The following is a 14431-nucleotide window of genomic DNA, read 5'->3' as shown; positions in this document are numbered from 1 at the left end:
AAAGACCTTTTTAGCGATGGAATAAAATCGTTAGGGAGGTCTTTTCTTTTGCCATAAAAGTCCAATTGGTAAGGGCTGATTAAAGTTTTACTTTATCTTTGCATAGATGCAAGTATCAGTTAGTTGTTTGCCGTCAGCTGAAAGATCTTCATTACGTAATATCCCTTCAAGCTCAAAACCTAATTTTTTAGGAATCGCACGACTTTTCGTGTTATTACGTTCACATCGTATTTCAATCCTTCTAAATTTGAATAACTGAAACCCAAGGTTTATTAACGTATTTACTACTTCTGTCATATATCCATTGCCACTAAATCGCGTGTTAATCCAGTATCCAATTTCACATTTAGAAACCTTCCAATCAATTCCGTGAAGGCTAGCGGTTCCAATAAAATTATTTGTCTCCTTATGGTAGATAAGATAGCGAAAGCTTTCTCTTTTCAAAAAATCTATATGCGCATTTCTCAGGAGAATTTCCGTTTCTTCAACAGTAGGAATGGACTGGAATAAAGACAACCATTGCTTTAATTCACTAATGGAATCTTTAATAGCTTCATGTACTACATTCCCTTCACCTGCTTGAAGCGGTGCTCGAAGAATGAGTCTATCTGTTTCTATTTGTAACGGAACATCTAGTAAAATGGGATTCATATTATTTCTCCTCTCGAAACCTTTAAATTAGGACAGAATGAAACTTATGTAAAAAACTTTCGCTCAAAAGTTAGAAAACAATAAATATATATATTCACTTCATCATTTAGAAATCCCTTTTCACATATTGGAAATGAAACCGTTAGTTGGATAAGGAATGATTATTTTTCTTCTAATTTTTTTCTTTTGCATAATTAGAATTTGGTTTATGTGTATGAAGAAGTTTAATGAAGTAGTAGCCAATCATCTAAGGTTAGAATCTGTACTCATTCCAATTGGTGATGGGATGACGGTTTCTAAAGTGAAGAAATAATTATTATCTTACAAAAGTGTAATGTTCATGTCATGTTTTTGAATTTCTTCTTTAAGCTCTGGGCTTTAAGATAACAATATAAGAAAAAAACATGAGGTGAAGGAAATGAAAAGATATATTGCATTGTTTAGTATTTTAGTTGTATTCGCAAGCCTTTTAGTTGGTTGTGATATTAATCGTATGGGTAAAGATGAGTATTACGTTCAAATTACAGTAGACGGAAAAGAGTATAATGGTAAGTCTGATAACGGAGAGCCATACAAAAATTTTGAGTATAAATTAAAAGGGTTTGATAAAGACGGAAAAGAAAAAGAATTAGAATTTAATGCACAAAAAAATCTTCGTAAAGATGCATTCCTACGCGTATACCACTCAGATAAAAAAGGTGTAACAGCTTGGGAAGAAGTGAAGAAAGACGAGCTTCCTGCGAAAGTGAAAGAAAAGTTAAGTGTGAAATAAGACAGATAAAAAGGAATTGACGAACAGGGTCAATTCCTTTTTATATTTTCAAAATCCTCTTCTGAAATGACTGTAAATCCGTGTCTTTTGAATAAAGCAGTTGTTACCCCGTAACCAGTTTGTTTATTCCCGTTAAATTCTCCAGTGTAAATTGTAGAACTACCACAAGATGGACTACGTTCTTTCAAAATAATATATTCTGGGTGTAAATTTTTAATTTGGTCTAGCGCTTTATAAGCACCACTCACGAAAGCTTCTGTAACATCTTCACCGTCTTTTGTCATCACTTTTGCTTTTCCATCCAAAACGTCATCGCCATTCCCGCCAATAATCTCAGCTGAGGGACGAGGTGTTGGCAATCCTCCTAATACTTCCGGACAAATGAGGACTGTATCTTCTTGTTGCAGAAGCTCCTCTATTTTTGAAACGAGATTGTCATTTCCATCATACCGGCAAGCGATCCCACCTAAACAAGCGCTAATTACGATCATAGTTTCATCTCCAATAAAAAATATTTAATGTCACGCCAAATTCCCTTCCTGCCTCTTATTTATAAATGAGGTGATAAAAATGGGAAGCTTATATAATTTAATGAAACCATATAGTGAATTTCGAAGTAAAGAAGAGTTTAATACATATCAAAAACAAGTTTTGAAGTGCTATCGATTCCAATTAAATAAAACGGATACTACCATCATTCATTTTTTAGGGAAGTATGCGGTGAATGAGCAACAAAAAACAGTGGGAGTTGCTTGTCCGTTAATGGAGACAATTGCTACAAATGTTGGAAAGAGTATTCGTACAGTACGCCGCTCCATTGCAAAGTTAGAGGAACTAGGAATTATAAAGCGTGTTGCAACAAAAGAAAGACATAAGCGCGGTGGGTATAGTGCGAACTTATATGTATTTCTTACTTCTGCAATTGACCGCATGGATGACCGTATGAAAATGTCCGCATGTGAAAGTGAGGATCGTGCAGCGGGCTGTAGCGGAAAGGAGCAAAAATGCGAGGGGGAAACAATTCTTTCTAAAAACATTCCACAAATAAAAGAGAAAAGAAAAGGAACGTACGAGCTTGATGAAACGTATTGTCGTCACGATATACCAAAGCCTTTTATATATGCACTGGTGCCAATGACGAGTAATCCGAAGAAGATTAACATATTGTGGAGTAAGGTGGAGCTTGCGTATAAAAAGAGTGGACTACTAGAGCAAGGTGTTTTACTAGAGCAAATATTAGCTGATGAAGAAGTGAACGGAAATTTCATTTGGCGCGTGAAAAGTGTTGTGAGGGCAGATAAATATGGGGAGATTCGTAAAGACATTGGAGCACTTTTATATAGTACGGTGCGGGATTTATTTTTAGAGGTTGGATTAGAGTGGGGAGCTGCATTAAGGAGAAGTAAGGGGATATCGCTGTTTGATCCATTTGAAAAAGAGCCATGTGTATAACACATGACTCTAATTAGCTAATCGAACTTTCTTACAACTGGAATACGAATCGCTACAAATAGTACGAAGACAATAACCGCGATTGCACCGCTTTTCATAACGGTTACGATTGGAATTCCCATTGCAAGTGCGATTGATGTGAATGCATAAGAAAGCGGGATAAAGCCCATTGATGATAGCATAAGCAAACTCATTACGCGCCCCATCATTTCTTCTTTTACTGTCGATTGAATCATCGCCATAAGCGGAACGATAGCCATTGCGATTGTAATACCGTAAAACATGCCGGCTAATAATGCTTGCCATAGTACAGTGCTAAAGTTGATGGATAAGAAGAATACACCAGATAGTAGCATCATGATAATGCAAAATAGACCGCGTCTACGATTAATATTTTTCAAACCGACAATGACAGCGCCTATTGCCATTCCGCCTCCTACAGATGCTTCTAAGTAACTGAACTGGAGCGAGTCACCGTGCAGAACATTTTTAACGAAAAGCGGGAAACCGACTTGCATCGGACCAATTAAAAATAAATTTAAAAAGGCGCTACAAAGAAGGAAAGTTGAAAGGAATGGTGATTCCTTTACGTATAAAATTCCTTCTTTAATAGAAGTGAACATGCCTTTGTCTGTATTTTGTTGTTCTGGCAATGTAAATTGTATTTTTTGAACGAGTATGGCTGCGACGATCAGTAATAAAATTGTGATTGAAAAGATCGTTTCATAGTTCGTAAATTTGATAAGAATGCCGCCAAGTACAGGGCCTAAGATGACCGATGCTTGGTTTGTCATTTGTGTAAGTGAGTTTGCTTGTGTTAAACGGCTTTTTTCTACAAGTTCAGGTAAGATAGATCCGTCAGCTGACCAGAAAAAAGCATCAGCAAGTCCAAAGAATAAAGCGAATAAAGCAAATGTATATAGTGTTACATCACCTACGATGAACCATGTGAGAATGGTTGCGACAAGAATAGCACGAATAATATTAGAGTAAAACATAATGTTTTTTTTCGGGAATTTATCAGCTACAGCGCCGCCGACAATCATAAAAATAAGCCTTGGAACACTAAGAGCTACGAAAACAACACCGAGTGAAGCTTCAAGGTTTAATGTTTTTGCTATGTACCACGTTTGTGAGAAAGTAAAAAAGGCTAAAGCAAAACTTGAAAAAAGAGTAGCTGCCCAAAGAAAAAGGAAATTCGTATTTTTTAATAACGGTTTTCCGCGTTCCTCTAAAGCAGATTTATTTTGTTGTAGTTCCTCCATATTGCTTCCTTTCTATGTGACAAATTTAAACTAAAAAACCTATTAACAATCGTTTTATACAGTTTCTAATATTTCTATACTGCACTTTCTCATTGTAGACAATTATGTTGCATTTGCACAGTGGCTATTTAACGACAAAAAAGAAGATACCAAATGGTATCTTCTTTTTTGTCGTTCAGGCTAATGCAATATAAATATCCAATTGAACGTTGTTTGGATCTAACGCTCTTTCATCATAAAGCTCAAAGTCTGTTGTAAAAGCACGCTTGTTTTCTTTTGACCATTTCCAAATATATTCCCAAGCTTCGCAAACGACTTCAGCAACTGGTCCTTTTCTCGTTGTAAATACCGCATATGTAGCGGCAGGTATTGTTAAAGTTGTCATATTTTCAGGCACGTCTTCTAATGAAGAAACGGGCATACCGATTGTAAATTGATATGTACCAGTTTCATCTGATTCGTAATTTGAGTAGAAAGCGAATGTTTCTTTCGTTTGTTGATTTGGGATGTGCTGCATGATTTGTTCTTGAAAGTATTGGTTCCAAAGCCCGGGAATTTTTCCTTCAGTAGATGCCTCTATTTTATTTGTCGTTGTAATCGAAACACCGATTGCTTGGAAATCTTCTTTTTTTACGATAATAGGTTCTTTCATTTTAAAATATCCCCCTTATTATATAGAACGTTTGTTCCGTGTAATTGTAACATATTTTGGAAGGGGACGGTAGCACCATAAAAAAAGAACTCCTTCGCATAAAAGGAGTTCTTTTCATTTCTATATTAAAACATACTAGAGCTATGCATCGGTTGAAGTTTTGCGTTTGGATCGAAGTAAGCTTTTGCATTGTTTACTGCTGTTGGTGCTTCACCGAAGCCACAAGCAATGAGTTTTACTTTTCCTTCATATGTACAAATGTCACCAGCAGCGTAAATGCCAGAAATATTTGTTTCCATTTTCGAGTTCACGAGAATGCTATTTTTTTGTATATCTAAGCCCCAGTTTTTAATTGGGCCAAGGGAAGAAACGAAGCCGTAGTTTACGATTACATCATCAACATCGATGATAATTTTTTCTTCCGTTTTTACATGCTGAAGAACGACTTGCTCAATTTTGTCATCACCAATGAGTTCTACTGGAACGTACGGTGTACTTACTTCTGCACGAGAGTTCATTAAGCTTTCTACGCTATGTTCATGCGCACGGAATTTATCACGGCGATGAACGATTGTAACTTTGTCAGCGATCGGCTCTAACATCATTGTCCAATCAACAGCTGAATCGCCGCCGCCAAATACTACGACGCGCTTACCAGCAAATTTATTCATATCATCAACGAAATAATGTAAGTTTTTCTTTTCGTACTTTGCTGTCCCTTCTAATTCTAATCGGCGTGGTTGGAAAGCACCATTGCCAGCAGTAATAATAACTGATTTAGAATAGTGGGTTTGCTTATTCGTAACAAGTTTAAATATACCGTCAGCTTGTTTCTCAAGCGTATCAACAGCTTCTTCTAAACAAACGGTTGGGTCAAATTTCTTCATTTGCTCTTTTAAGTTATCAACTAATTCTTGTGCGCGCACTTTTGGAAATCCAGCTACATCATAAATGTATTTTTCAGGGTAGAGTGCGGATAATTGTCCGCCAAGCTGAGGTAAGCTTTCGATGATTTTTACACTAGCTTGTCTCATACCGCCATAAAATGCTGTGAACAGTCCTGTTGGACCACCACCAATAATTGTTATGTCGTAAACTTTTTGATTTTCTGCCACTTTCATTCCCCCTATAGATGGAATTTTGATATTGATTTCATATATTGTTCATATGTACACGAAAATCCTGCAAATGATGACACTTTCAAATAAATGATAGCATATTTGAGTTCATAATACTTCTGAAAACGACTGAATTGTGTGTAAGTTTTCGCATAGATGCTTTTTAAATTGTATAAAATATGGAGAAAGGAAAATACATGAAAAAAAGGCTGAAAAACCCTTGAAAACGCTATGTTATTTTAAAATATTGATAATTCTCCAGACGCTTGAATTCTGGAATAAAACCGACTAATATAGGGAAGTATTATGTTAAATTTCTATGACAAAATTCGTACGATTTTTTGACTGCGTTTTGTTATGATATAGAATGTGATAAATTCCACATTCTTGACAAATAGAGTTTTTAGTACTTGGTATTATTTTTCATTACTATTATATAAAGAAAAGGGTTGTGATTTGGTGAAGACTCCAAAAATCGTAGTTTTAGGTGCAGGTTATGGCGGGATGATTACGACTGTTCGTCTGCAAAAAGCATTATCTGTAAATGAAGCTGAAATTACGTTAGTAAACAACAACAGCTATCACTACCAAGCGACTTGGTTACATGAGAGCGCAGCTGGTACATTACAAGATGAAAAAATCTGTCTAGATATTCAAGACGTTATCGATACAAATAAAGTGAACTTTGTACAAGATACAGTAGTAGAAATTAAAGCTGCTGAAAAACGCATTATCTTAAAAGACGGCGAGTTAGAGTATGACTACTTAGTAATTGGTCTTGGTTTCGAATCAGAAACATTCGGAATTACAGGATTAAAAGAGCACGCATTCTCAATCGCTAACATTAATGCAACTCGTGAAATTCGTGAGCATATGGAAGCTAGTTTCGCTAAATATGCAACTGAACAACGCGATGAGTTAGTAACAATCGTTGTTGGTGGTGCTGGATTTACTGGTATCGAATACGTAGGTGAGCTTGCAAACCGTGTTCCTGAACTTTGTAAACAGTACAATGTACCACGTGAAAAAGCACGTATTATCTGTGTAGAAGCTGCTCCAACAGCACTTCCAGGTTTCGATCCAGCATTAGTAGAATACGCTGTGAAACAACTTGAGAAAAAAGGCGTAGAATTCCGCATCGGTACAGCAATTAAAGAAGCAACTGAAGAAGGTATTATCGTTGCAAATGACGATGATACTGAATTAATTAAGTCTGAAACAGTAGTTTGGGCTGCAGGTGTTCGTGGTAACGGTATTGTGGAAGAGTCTGGCTTTGAAGCAATGCGCGGACGTGTAAAAGTTGATGAGTACATGCACGCTCCAGGATACGAAGATGTATTCATGGTTGGTGACGCAGCGTTAATCATTAACGAAGAAATTAACCGTCCATACCCACCAACAGCACAAATTGCAATTCAACAAGGTTACAACATTGCACACAACTTAACTGTGTTAGTTCGTGGTAAAGGCGAAATGAAGAAATTCGCATTCGATAATAAAGGATCTGTATGTTCTTTAGGTCATGACGATGCAATGGGCGTTGTTATGGGCAAAAAGTTAACAGGTTGGAAAGCTTCTTTCATGAAGAAAGTTATCGATAACCGTTACCTATTCTTATTAGGTGGACCTTTATTAGTTCTTAAAAAAGGTAAATTAAAGTTCTTTTAATATATAGTAGAAAAAGCAGAAACGGCTAAGAGCTGTTTCTGCTTTTTTCATTTAAAAAATATAGTATAATATATAAAAAAGAAAGAATATTCTGTCCGTTCTAGTAGAGGAGGGTATTACATCATGGAGAAACGAGGGAAAGTATGGCTAGCTGTTGGTGGCTTAGTAGCTACAAAAGATGGCAGGTGGCTGTTCGTTAAGAAAAAATACAGTGGATTAAAGGGGAAATGGTCTTTGCCGGCTGGTTTTGTAAATGAAGGTGAGACGGTTGATGAAGCTGTGAAACGTGAAGTGTTAGAAGAAACAGGTATCGTCGCTCATGTGAAGGGGATCATTGGTGTTCGATCGGGCGTGATTCGCAATGAGATTAGTGATAATATGATTATTTTCCTTTTGGAGCCTGAAGGAGAAAACATTATTGTACAGGAGAAAGAATTGTCTGACGTAGCATTTCTACATCCAGATACGATTGCGGACGATCCAAATACGTCTGTACTTATTAAATATTTGTTTGAAGGAAGATCCGAACTACATCTTGAGATGAACAAAACATTAGATCCAGGAGAGCAATTTGGTTATACAGCCTATCATGTATTTACGGCGCATGCGAAGGAGAGGGAGAAAGAGTGAGTATACCGGTACTACTTATTTCAATGATGTTATTTTTTATTTTATTTTTTGGAATTGGATTTTTACTCAACATGATATTGCGAGCGACATGGGTAATGGTTATTGTGTATCCGATTGTTTGTATACTTATTATTAATAAGGCGAGTGTGTGGGATTACTTTTCAAAGCCGAAAGAAACATTTTCTTCATTTGGGACAAGTGTATCGCATTTAGGGCAGGCAGATGTATTTATTCTATCTACTGGATTAGTAGGTGCTGCTTTAGCCGGAATTGTCATTAAGAAACTTCGGAAAAGCGGATATCAAATGTTTTAATCTCCAATTCATTTGGGGATTATTTTTTTGCATATTCCTTCATCGTATAGGGAATGATTAACGATGAAGGAGTGTGGAATATAAAAATGTTAAAACGATATTGTATTCGCATTATGATGACTTGTTTACTTGTATCCGCATTATGCGTAACATGGAATGCTTTCACAGGAGTTTCTTTATTAGAGATTGTAAAGAAATATGAGGGAACGAGTGCAAAAGAAGTACATGCAGCAGAAGTTAAGAGAAATGTTGCTCCGAGTAAAGAAGTGATAAATGCTTTAGAGCAGGCAAACGACTGGTCTAAATATCGTTCAATTGAAATGACTGCAACAGGTTATACGTCGGGAATTGAGTCTACTGGTAAGAGGCCGGGACATCCGGAGTATGGTATTACATATTCAGGTGTTAAGGTGAAAAGGGATTTATATTCCACGATCGCTGCGGACTTACGCGTATTCCCAATTGGAACGATTCTATTCGTACCAGGTTATGGGTATGGTGTAGTGGCTGATAAGGGCGGTGCAATAAAAGGAAACCGTCTTGATCTGTATTATGATACGGTGAAAGATGTTTATAGCCAATGGGGTAAGAAAAAAGTAAATGTGTATGTAGTGAAAGTTGGAAATGGCAAATTTTCAGAAGAAGAGTTAACGATGTTAAATCAAGACGAAACGATGCAAGTGTTTCGCGGTCAATATTTAAAACAAAGATAGTCTAGTGGTAATTACGCTAGACTTTTTTATTTTATAAGAAATATGGATTATATAGGATGTAACAGAAGTTAGAATTGTCGCATTTTATCGAAAATAAAGTTATAATAAAGATAGAGTAGAGAAATTTAGGGGGTCTGAACATGTTTCAAGTACAAAAAGAATTAGCAAGCCATGAAGCGGTGATTGTTGCTTTATTTGAAGAAGAGAAAACGAGTAGTTTTGTACAAGAACTGGACAAAGCGTTTGAAGGACAATTACAAGTTCTATTAGAAGAGAAAGAACTTTCTACTAAGAAGAAAGCTATTTCAAAAGTACATAGTTTAGGAAAAACAAATGTGAAACGTTATTATTTCGTCGGTTTAGGAAAGAAAGAATCTTATACGACGGAAATATTACGTGCGGCTCTTGGTAAGGCGTTTAAAACGTTACAAGCAGCAAAAGTACAAGATGCAGCAATCTTACTTGATTCTTTCGTAACAGAGAAGTTGGATGCGATTGATGTAGCTCATATTGCAGCAGAAGTACAAGGCCTTGGTACATATGAATTACAAACGTATAAATCAGATAAAAAGGAGCGTGTAGAGTTAGAGAAGTTCACGGCTATTACAGCGGAAGATGCACAGGAAATTGAAGCTGCATTAACAGTTGGCTACGTACATGGACGTGCAACAAATTCAGCTCGTACACTTGTAAATATGCCGCCAAACGTATTAACAGCGACAAAGCTTGCTGAGTATGCTGTTGAGTTAGCGGAGAAGTATGATATGGATTATAAAGTTCTTGAGAAAGAAGAGATGGAAGAGCTTGGTATGGGTGCATTGCTTGCAGTAAATCAAGGTAGTGTAGAGCCACCAAAAATGATCGCTCTTATTTATAAAGGAAAAGAAGAGTGGACAGATGTTATTGGATTCGTTGGAAAAGGAATCACATACGATACAGGCGGTTATTCTTTAAAACCACGTGAAGGCATGGTCGGTATGAAAGGTGATATGGGCGGTGCAGCTGCTGTATTAGGTGCGATGGAAATTATCGGTGAACTTCGCCCTGAGCAAAATGTGATCGCTGTTATTCCATCAACGGATAACGTTGTAAGTGGCACAGCATTTAAGCCAGACGATGTAATCACATCTATGAGCGGAAAAACAATTGAAGTATTAAATACAGATGCAGAAGGTCGCTTAGCATTAGCTGACGGTATTACGTATGCGAAAAAACTAGGTGCAAACTACCTTGTTGATGTTGCGACATTAACAGGCGGTGTAATTGTTGCACTTGGAAATCATACGACAGGCGCAATGACAAACAATGAAGAGTTATTTGAGCAAGTGCTAGAGGCATCTATGGAAACAGATGAATCAATTTGGCAATTACCAATTTTTGATTGTGATAAAGAACGCGTGAGAAACAGTAAGTTTGCTGATTTAAATAACTCACCAGGCCGCGAAGGACATGCGGTTATGGCAGGTACATTCCTAGGTGAATTCGCTGAAGACACACCTTGGGTACACCTAGACATCGCTGGAACATCTGAATCATCAGGAGCACATGATTTAGGACCAGCTGGAGCAACAGGTGCAATGGTACGTACACTTGCAACACTTGTTGAACGTTTCGGAGAAGAATAAGATAATAAGAGAAGGCTGTTCCTACATTTTGGAACAGCCTTTTTATATGGTTGTTTTATCTCAAATGAACGGCCCGTAAACGACAGTTTCACTTTATAAAGAAATCGTATATAAAGTCCCGTTTAAAGCAAATGAAGTGCGGCCCGTTTCTTCAGACACAACTAAAATAAGTGCATCGCTTTTTTCTGATAAGCCAATTGCAGCTCTGTGACGTGTTCCTAGCTCTGGATCAACTTCTGTACTTTTTGTTAGTGGAAGAATATTAGCAGCTGAAACAATATGATTATTTTTAACGAGAACAGCTCCGTCATGAAGAGGGTTACCTGGATAAAAAATCGATTCGAGCAGTGGTGCGGTTAAATGAGCGTTTAACGTTGTTCCAGTTTGAATACAAGATTCAAGTGTCTCGTTTCGTTCCACAACAATAAGAGCACCGTGTTTTCTGGCGCTTAAATGTTGGACAGCTGTTGTAATGAACTGTGAGCTTTCCGTATAAGGTGATAAATACGCTTGAATATAGTATGTAGCTGCCAGTGTTTGTACATTTGCTAACATATGATGAATATCTTCCATCTTGCACAAAATACATTCATCTTCTTTATCAATTGCTTGCCTCATAATTGATAATTCTTTTTCGGCAATTTCAATCATTTGTTTTGTTTGTATTTTGAGCTCTTCTGACAAGCCCCATTCCTGCATAATCCTCATTCCCTTTAGTGGAGTATTTAACCATAGTGTATACAAATATTCCTAGTAAAATCCTGTTAGATTGTAAAAAATATTGAGATACAGGTTGTTTTTTTCATATAATAAAGGTATGACAAGCGAGAGGAGATAGAAGTATGAACTGGAAACAAGAATTTAGTCGCTGGCTTTCATATGCAGAGTTAGATGCAGAACTAAAAGAACAGTTAGAAAATATGAAGCAAGATGAGAAGAAAATCGAGGACAGCTTTTATAAAAATCTAGAATTCGGCACAGGTGGTATGCGTGGTGAACTTGGTGCTGGTACGAACCGTTTAAACGTATATACAGTTCGTAAAGCAACGCAAGGATTAGCGAAGTTTATTGAAAAACTAGGTGAAGAAGCGAAGAAGCGCGGTGTTGTTGTAGCGTATGATTCTCGTCATAAATCACCTGAGTTCGCAATGGAAGTAGCTGCTACACTTGGTGCACACGGTATTACAACATATGTGTTTGAAAGCTTACGTCCAACGCCAGTGCTTTCTTTCGCAGTTCGTCATTTACATACAGTGAGTGGAATCGTTCTTACGGCAAGCCATAATCCGCCTGAATATAACGGTTATAAAGTGTACGGTGAAGATGGTGGGCAGTTGCCTCCAAAAGAAGCTGATGAATTAATTAGCTACGTAGACGCAGTAGAAGATGAATTAACAGTTGAGGTTGCTGATGTGGAGCAATTAAAAGCTGAAGGTTTATTACATATTATTGGACAAGAAGTAGATGATGCATATGCAGCAGAATTGAACAATGTCATTATTAATAAAGAAATGGTACAAAATGTTGGAAAAGACTTAAAAATCGTCTTTACACCACTACACGGAACATCAAATATTTCTGTGCGCCGTGGTTTAGAAGAAGTTGGATTTACAGATGTAACAGTTGTAAAAGAGCAAGAGTTACCAGATCCGAACTTCTCTACAGTAAAATCACCGAACCCAGAAGAGCATGCAGCGTTTGAGTATGCAATTCGTGACGGTGAGAAGGTAGGCGCAGATGTGTTAATCGCAACGGATCCTGACGCAGACCGCCTAGGTGTTGCAGTTCGTAATCACGATGGTGAGTTCCAAGTATTAACTGGTAACCAAACAGGTGCATTAATGCTTGATTACTTATTATCTCAAAAGAAAGAAAACGGAACGCTTCCAGAGAACGGTGTTGTATTAAAAACAATCGTAACGTCTGAAATTGGCCGTACAATCGCAAAAGCATACGGTTTAGATACAGTTGATACGTTAACTGGATTCAAATTTATCGGTGAGAAAATTAAACAGTATGAAGAAAGCGGACAATACGAATTCCAATTCGGTTATGAGGAAAGCTATGGTTATTTAATCCGTCCATTCTGTCGTGATAAAGATGCAGTACAATCTGTTCTATTTGCATGTGAAGTAGCTGCATATTACAAATCACAAGGTAAAACGTTATACGATGGTCTATTAGAAGTATTTGAGAAGTACGGTTTCTTCCGTGAAGATCTTGTATCGTTAACGCTAAAAGGAAAAGATGGAGCGGAACAAATCCAAGAAATGATGGCAACATTCCGTGAAAATCCTCCGAAAGAAGTAGCTGGCTTAACAGTCGTAGCAGTTGAAGATTATAAAGCAAGCATCGTTACATCTTTACAAGATGGACATAAAGAAGAGATTCACTTACCGAAATCAAATGTGTTAAAATATCAATTAGAGGACGGTTCTTGGTTCTGCTTACGTCCATCTGGCACAGAACCGAAAATCAAGTTCTACTTTGGTGTACAAGATAATTCTTTACAAAATAGTGAACAAAAGTTACTTACTATTAAAGAAGATATTATGAATCGTTTATAATATAAAGTAATTTTAAGTAGTAGAGAACAAAAGGGAGCGAAATCTCCCTTTTGTTCTATGTAAGGAAATGATCGTTATTGATTCTGACAGAAGAGAGGGTATTTTGTGATGAAAAAAGTAAGAAAAGCGATAATCCCAGCAGCTGGATTAGGAACACGTTTTTTACCAGCTACAAAAGCAATGCCAAAAGAAATGTTACCGATAGTAGATAAACCAACTATCCAATACATTGTAGAAGAAGCAATACAATCAGGAATCGAAGATATTATTATCGTTACTGGTAAAACAAAGCGTTCTATTGAAGATCATTTTGATAATGCATTTGAGTTAGAGCAAAACTTATTAGAAAAGAAAAAGTATGAGTTACTTGAAAAAGTACAGGCTTCTTCAAAAATGGTAGATATTCATTATATCCGTCAAAAAGAACCAAAAGGATTAGGTCACGCTGTTTGGTGTGCACGTAAGTTCATCGGTGATGAACCGTTCGCTGTTTTATTAGGTGATGATATCGTTCAAGCTGAAAAACCATGTTTACGTCAATTAATTGAAGAATATGATAAAACGCTTTCTTCTGTTATTGGTGTACAAACGGTTCCAGAAGATGAAACGCATCGCTATGGAATTATTGATCCGTTAGAGCAGGAAGGACGTCGTTACCAAGTTCGCAATTTCGTTGAGAAACCAGCAGCAGGTACAGCACCTTCAAACTTAGCAATTATGGGACGTTACGTTTTAACACCTGAAATCTTCATGTTCTTAGAACAGCAACATGTTGGTGCTGGTGGTGAAATTCAGTTAACAGATGCTATTCAAAGCTTAAACGAAATTCAACGTGTATTCGCTTACGATTTCGAAGGAACGCGCTACGACGTAGGTGAAAAGTTAGGATTCGTTCAAACGACAATCGAAATGGCACTGCAACACCCAGAATTACGTGATGACATGGTCGTAATGATGAAGAAAATTTTAGAAAAACATACGAATCAAGAGTCTTAATATAGTGA

The 14431-nt window shown here is 37.0% G+C and carries 16 protein-coding genes; 10 read left to right on the top strand and 6 right to left on the bottom strand.

Features of this window, described 5'->3' with window-relative positions; genetic code table 11:
- Window positions 1-87 precede the first annotated feature (87 nt).
- On the bottom strand, window positions 88-651 hold the full coding sequence (locus tag ATN06_RS25220; RefSeq protein ID WP_060632740.1) for a GNAT family N-acetyltransferase: 564 nt from the start codon (window positions 649-651) through the stop codon (window positions 88-90).
- Window positions 652-859: 208 nt separating this feature from the next.
- Here ATN06_RS25220 and ATN06_RS25215 point away from each other — a divergent pair, with 208 nt between their 5' ends.
- Both ATN06_RS25215 and ATN06_RS25210 read left to right on the top strand, forming a co-directional pair.
- Window positions 860-964, top strand: coding sequence for a methyltransferase (locus ATN06_RS25215; RefSeq protein WP_234415815.1), 105 nt, complete (start codon window positions 860-862; stop codon window positions 962-964).
- A 105-nt stretch (window positions 965-1069) separates the two neighbouring features.
- On the top strand, window positions 1070-1423 hold the full coding sequence (locus tag ATN06_RS25210; protein ID WP_060632738.1) for a YxeA family protein: 354 nt from the start codon (window positions 1070-1072) through the stop codon (window positions 1421-1423).
- A 29-nt stretch (window positions 1424-1452) separates the two neighbouring features.
- Here the strand turns inward: ATN06_RS25210 and ATN06_RS25205 are convergent, their stop codons facing one another.
- Window positions 1453-1914, bottom strand: coding sequence for a 2-thiouracil desulfurase family protein (locus tag ATN06_RS25205; RefSeq protein ID WP_060632737.1), 462 nt, complete (start codon window positions 1912-1914; stop codon window positions 1453-1455).
- Between the two features lie 79 nt (window positions 1915-1993).
- On the opposite strand from ATN06_RS25205, the gene ATN06_RS25200 reads away from it, so the two are divergent.
- Window positions 1994-2875, top strand: a complete 882-nt coding sequence (locus tag ATN06_RS25200) for a helix-turn-helix domain-containing protein (protein WP_060632736.1) — start codon at window positions 1994-1996, stop codon at window positions 2873-2875.
- A gap of 17 nt (window positions 2876-2892) precedes the next feature.
- Here ATN06_RS25200 and ATN06_RS25195 read toward each other — a convergent pair whose 3' ends face one another.
- The 3 genes from ATN06_RS25195 to ATN06_RS25185 form a co-directional block, all read right to left on the bottom strand.
- The gene (locus ATN06_RS25195; protein WP_060632735.1) at window positions 2893-4140 is read right to left on the bottom strand and encodes an MFS transporter; all 1248 of its coding nucleotides are present in this window, start codon (window positions 4138-4140) and stop codon (window positions 2893-2895) included.
- 175 nt (window positions 4141-4315) lie between these two features.
- The gene (locus ATN06_RS25190) at window positions 4316-4792 is read right to left on the bottom strand and encodes a GyrI-like domain-containing protein (RefSeq protein WP_060632734.1); all 477 of its coding nucleotides are present in this window, start codon (window positions 4790-4792) and stop codon (window positions 4316-4318) included.
- A gap of 125 nt (window positions 4793-4917) precedes the next feature.
- Window positions 4918-5907, bottom strand: a complete 990-nt coding sequence (locus ATN06_RS25185) for an NAD(P)/FAD-dependent oxidoreductase (protein WP_060632733.1) — start codon at window positions 5905-5907, stop codon at window positions 4918-4920.
- Window positions 5908-6369: 462 nt separating this feature from the next.
- Here ATN06_RS25185 and ATN06_RS25180 point away from each other — a divergent pair, with 462 nt between their 5' ends.
- The 5 genes from ATN06_RS25180 (at window position 6370) to pepA (ending at window position 10860) form a co-directional block, all read left to right on the top strand.
- Complete coding sequence (locus tag ATN06_RS25180; protein ID WP_060632732.1) at window positions 6370-7578, top strand: NAD(P)/FAD-dependent oxidoreductase; 1209 nt, start codon at window positions 6370-6372, stop codon at window positions 7576-7578.
- 123 nt (window positions 7579-7701) lie between these two features.
- Entirely contained in the window at window positions 7702-8208 is a 507-nt protein-coding gene (locus ATN06_RS25175) for an NUDIX hydrolase (RefSeq protein WP_060632731.1), read from the top strand.
- Window positions 8205-8522 carry a YuiB family protein gene (locus tag ATN06_RS25170; RefSeq protein ID WP_000027007.1) on the top strand — a complete coding sequence of 106 codons (318 nt, stop codon included), beginning with the start codon at window positions 8205-8207 and terminating at the stop codon, window positions 8520-8522. Before ATN06_RS25175 ends, ATN06_RS25170 begins: the two co-directional genes overlap by 4 nt.
- A gap of 86 nt (window positions 8523-8608) precedes the next feature.
- On the top strand, window positions 8609-9235 hold the full coding sequence (locus ATN06_RS25165; protein WP_000920109.1) for a 3D domain-containing protein: 627 nt from the start codon (window positions 8609-8611) through the stop codon (window positions 9233-9235).
- A 140-nt stretch (window positions 9236-9375) separates the two neighbouring features.
- Window positions 9376-10860 (top strand): cytosol aminopeptidase, encoded by a 1485-nt coding sequence (pepA, locus tag ATN06_RS25160; protein WP_060632730.1) that lies wholly within the window; start codon window positions 9376-9378, stop codon window positions 10858-10860.
- A 93-nt stretch (window positions 10861-10953) separates the two neighbouring features.
- On the opposite strand, the gene cdaS is transcribed toward pepA, so the two are convergent.
- Window positions 10954-11559, bottom strand: coding sequence for a sporulation-specific diadenylate cyclase CdaS (gene cdaS / locus ATN06_RS25155; protein ID WP_001158741.1), 606 nt, complete (start codon window positions 11557-11559; stop codon window positions 10954-10956).
- A 143-nt stretch (window positions 11560-11702) separates the two neighbouring features.
- Here cdaS and ATN06_RS25150 point away from each other — a divergent pair, with 143 nt between their 5' ends.
- Together ATN06_RS25150 and galU are read left to right on the top strand one after the other, a co-directional pair.
- Entirely contained in the window at window positions 11703-13427 is a 1725-nt protein-coding gene (locus tag ATN06_RS25150) for a phospho-sugar mutase (protein WP_060632729.1), read from the top strand.
- A gap of 108 nt (window positions 13428-13535) precedes the next feature.
- Complete coding sequence (galU, locus tag ATN06_RS25145) at window positions 13536-14423, top strand: UTP--glucose-1-phosphate uridylyltransferase GalU (protein ID WP_060632728.1); 888 nt, start codon at window positions 13536-13538, stop codon at window positions 14421-14423.
- The last annotated feature ends 8 nt before the right edge of the window (window positions 14424-14431 follow it).

The organism is Bacillus thuringiensis, assembly GCF_001455345.1.
GTDB lineage: Bacteria > Bacillota > Bacilli > Bacillales > Bacillaceae_G > Bacillus_A > Bacillus_A thuringiensis_N.
This window is presented reverse-complemented; position numbering and strand designations above follow the sequence as displayed.

What these genes read in the sequence shown, in the direction of transcription:
- ATN06_RS25175 (WP_060632731.1), top strand. Translation starts at nt 7,702, where the DNA reads ATGGAGAAACGAGGGAAAGTATGGCTAGCTGTTGGTGGCTTAGTAGCT.
- galU (WP_060632728.1), top strand. Translation starts at nt 13,536, where the DNA reads ATGAAAAAAGTAAGAAAAGCGATAATCCCAGCAGCTGGATTAGGAACA.
- pepA (WP_060632730.1), top strand. Translation starts at nt 9,376, where the DNA reads ATGTTTCAAGTACAAAAAGAATTAGCAAGCCATGAAGCGGTGATTGTT.
- ATN06_RS25205 (WP_060632737.1), bottom strand. Translation starts at nt 1,914, where the DNA reads ATGATCGTAATTAGCGCTTGTTTAGGTGGGATCGCTTGCCGGTATGAT.
- ATN06_RS25190 (WP_060632734.1), bottom strand. Translation starts at nt 4,792, where the DNA reads ATGAAAGAACCTATTATCGTAAAAAAAGAAGATTTCCAAGCAATCGGT.
- ATN06_RS25165 (WP_000920109.1), top strand. Translation starts at nt 8,609, where the DNA reads ATGTTAAAACGATATTGTATTCGCATTATGATGACTTGTTTACTTGTA.
- ATN06_RS25200 (WP_060632736.1), top strand. Translation starts at nt 1,994, where the DNA reads ATGGGAAGCTTATATAATTTAATGAAACCATATAGTGAATTTCGAAGT.
- ATN06_RS25215 (WP_234415815.1), top strand. Translation starts at nt 860, where the DNA reads ATGTGTATGAAGAAGTTTAATGAAGTAGTAGCCAATCATCTAAGGTTA.
- ATN06_RS25195 (WP_060632735.1), bottom strand. Translation starts at nt 4,140, where the DNA reads ATGGAGGAACTACAACAAAATAAATCTGCTTTAGAGGAACGCGGAAAA.
- ATN06_RS25220 (WP_060632740.1), bottom strand. Translation starts at nt 651, where the DNA reads ATGAATCCCATTTTACTAGATGTTCCGTTACAAATAGAAACAGATAGA.
- cdaS (WP_001158741.1), bottom strand. Translation starts at nt 11,559, where the DNA reads ATGCAGGAATGGGGCTTGTCAGAAGAGCTCAAAATACAAACAAAACAA.
- ATN06_RS25150 (WP_060632729.1), top strand. Translation starts at nt 11,703, where the DNA reads ATGAACTGGAAACAAGAATTTAGTCGCTGGCTTTCATATGCAGAGTTA.
- ATN06_RS25210 (WP_060632738.1), top strand. Translation starts at nt 1,070, where the DNA reads ATGAAAAGATATATTGCATTGTTTAGTATTTTAGTTGTATTCGCAAGC.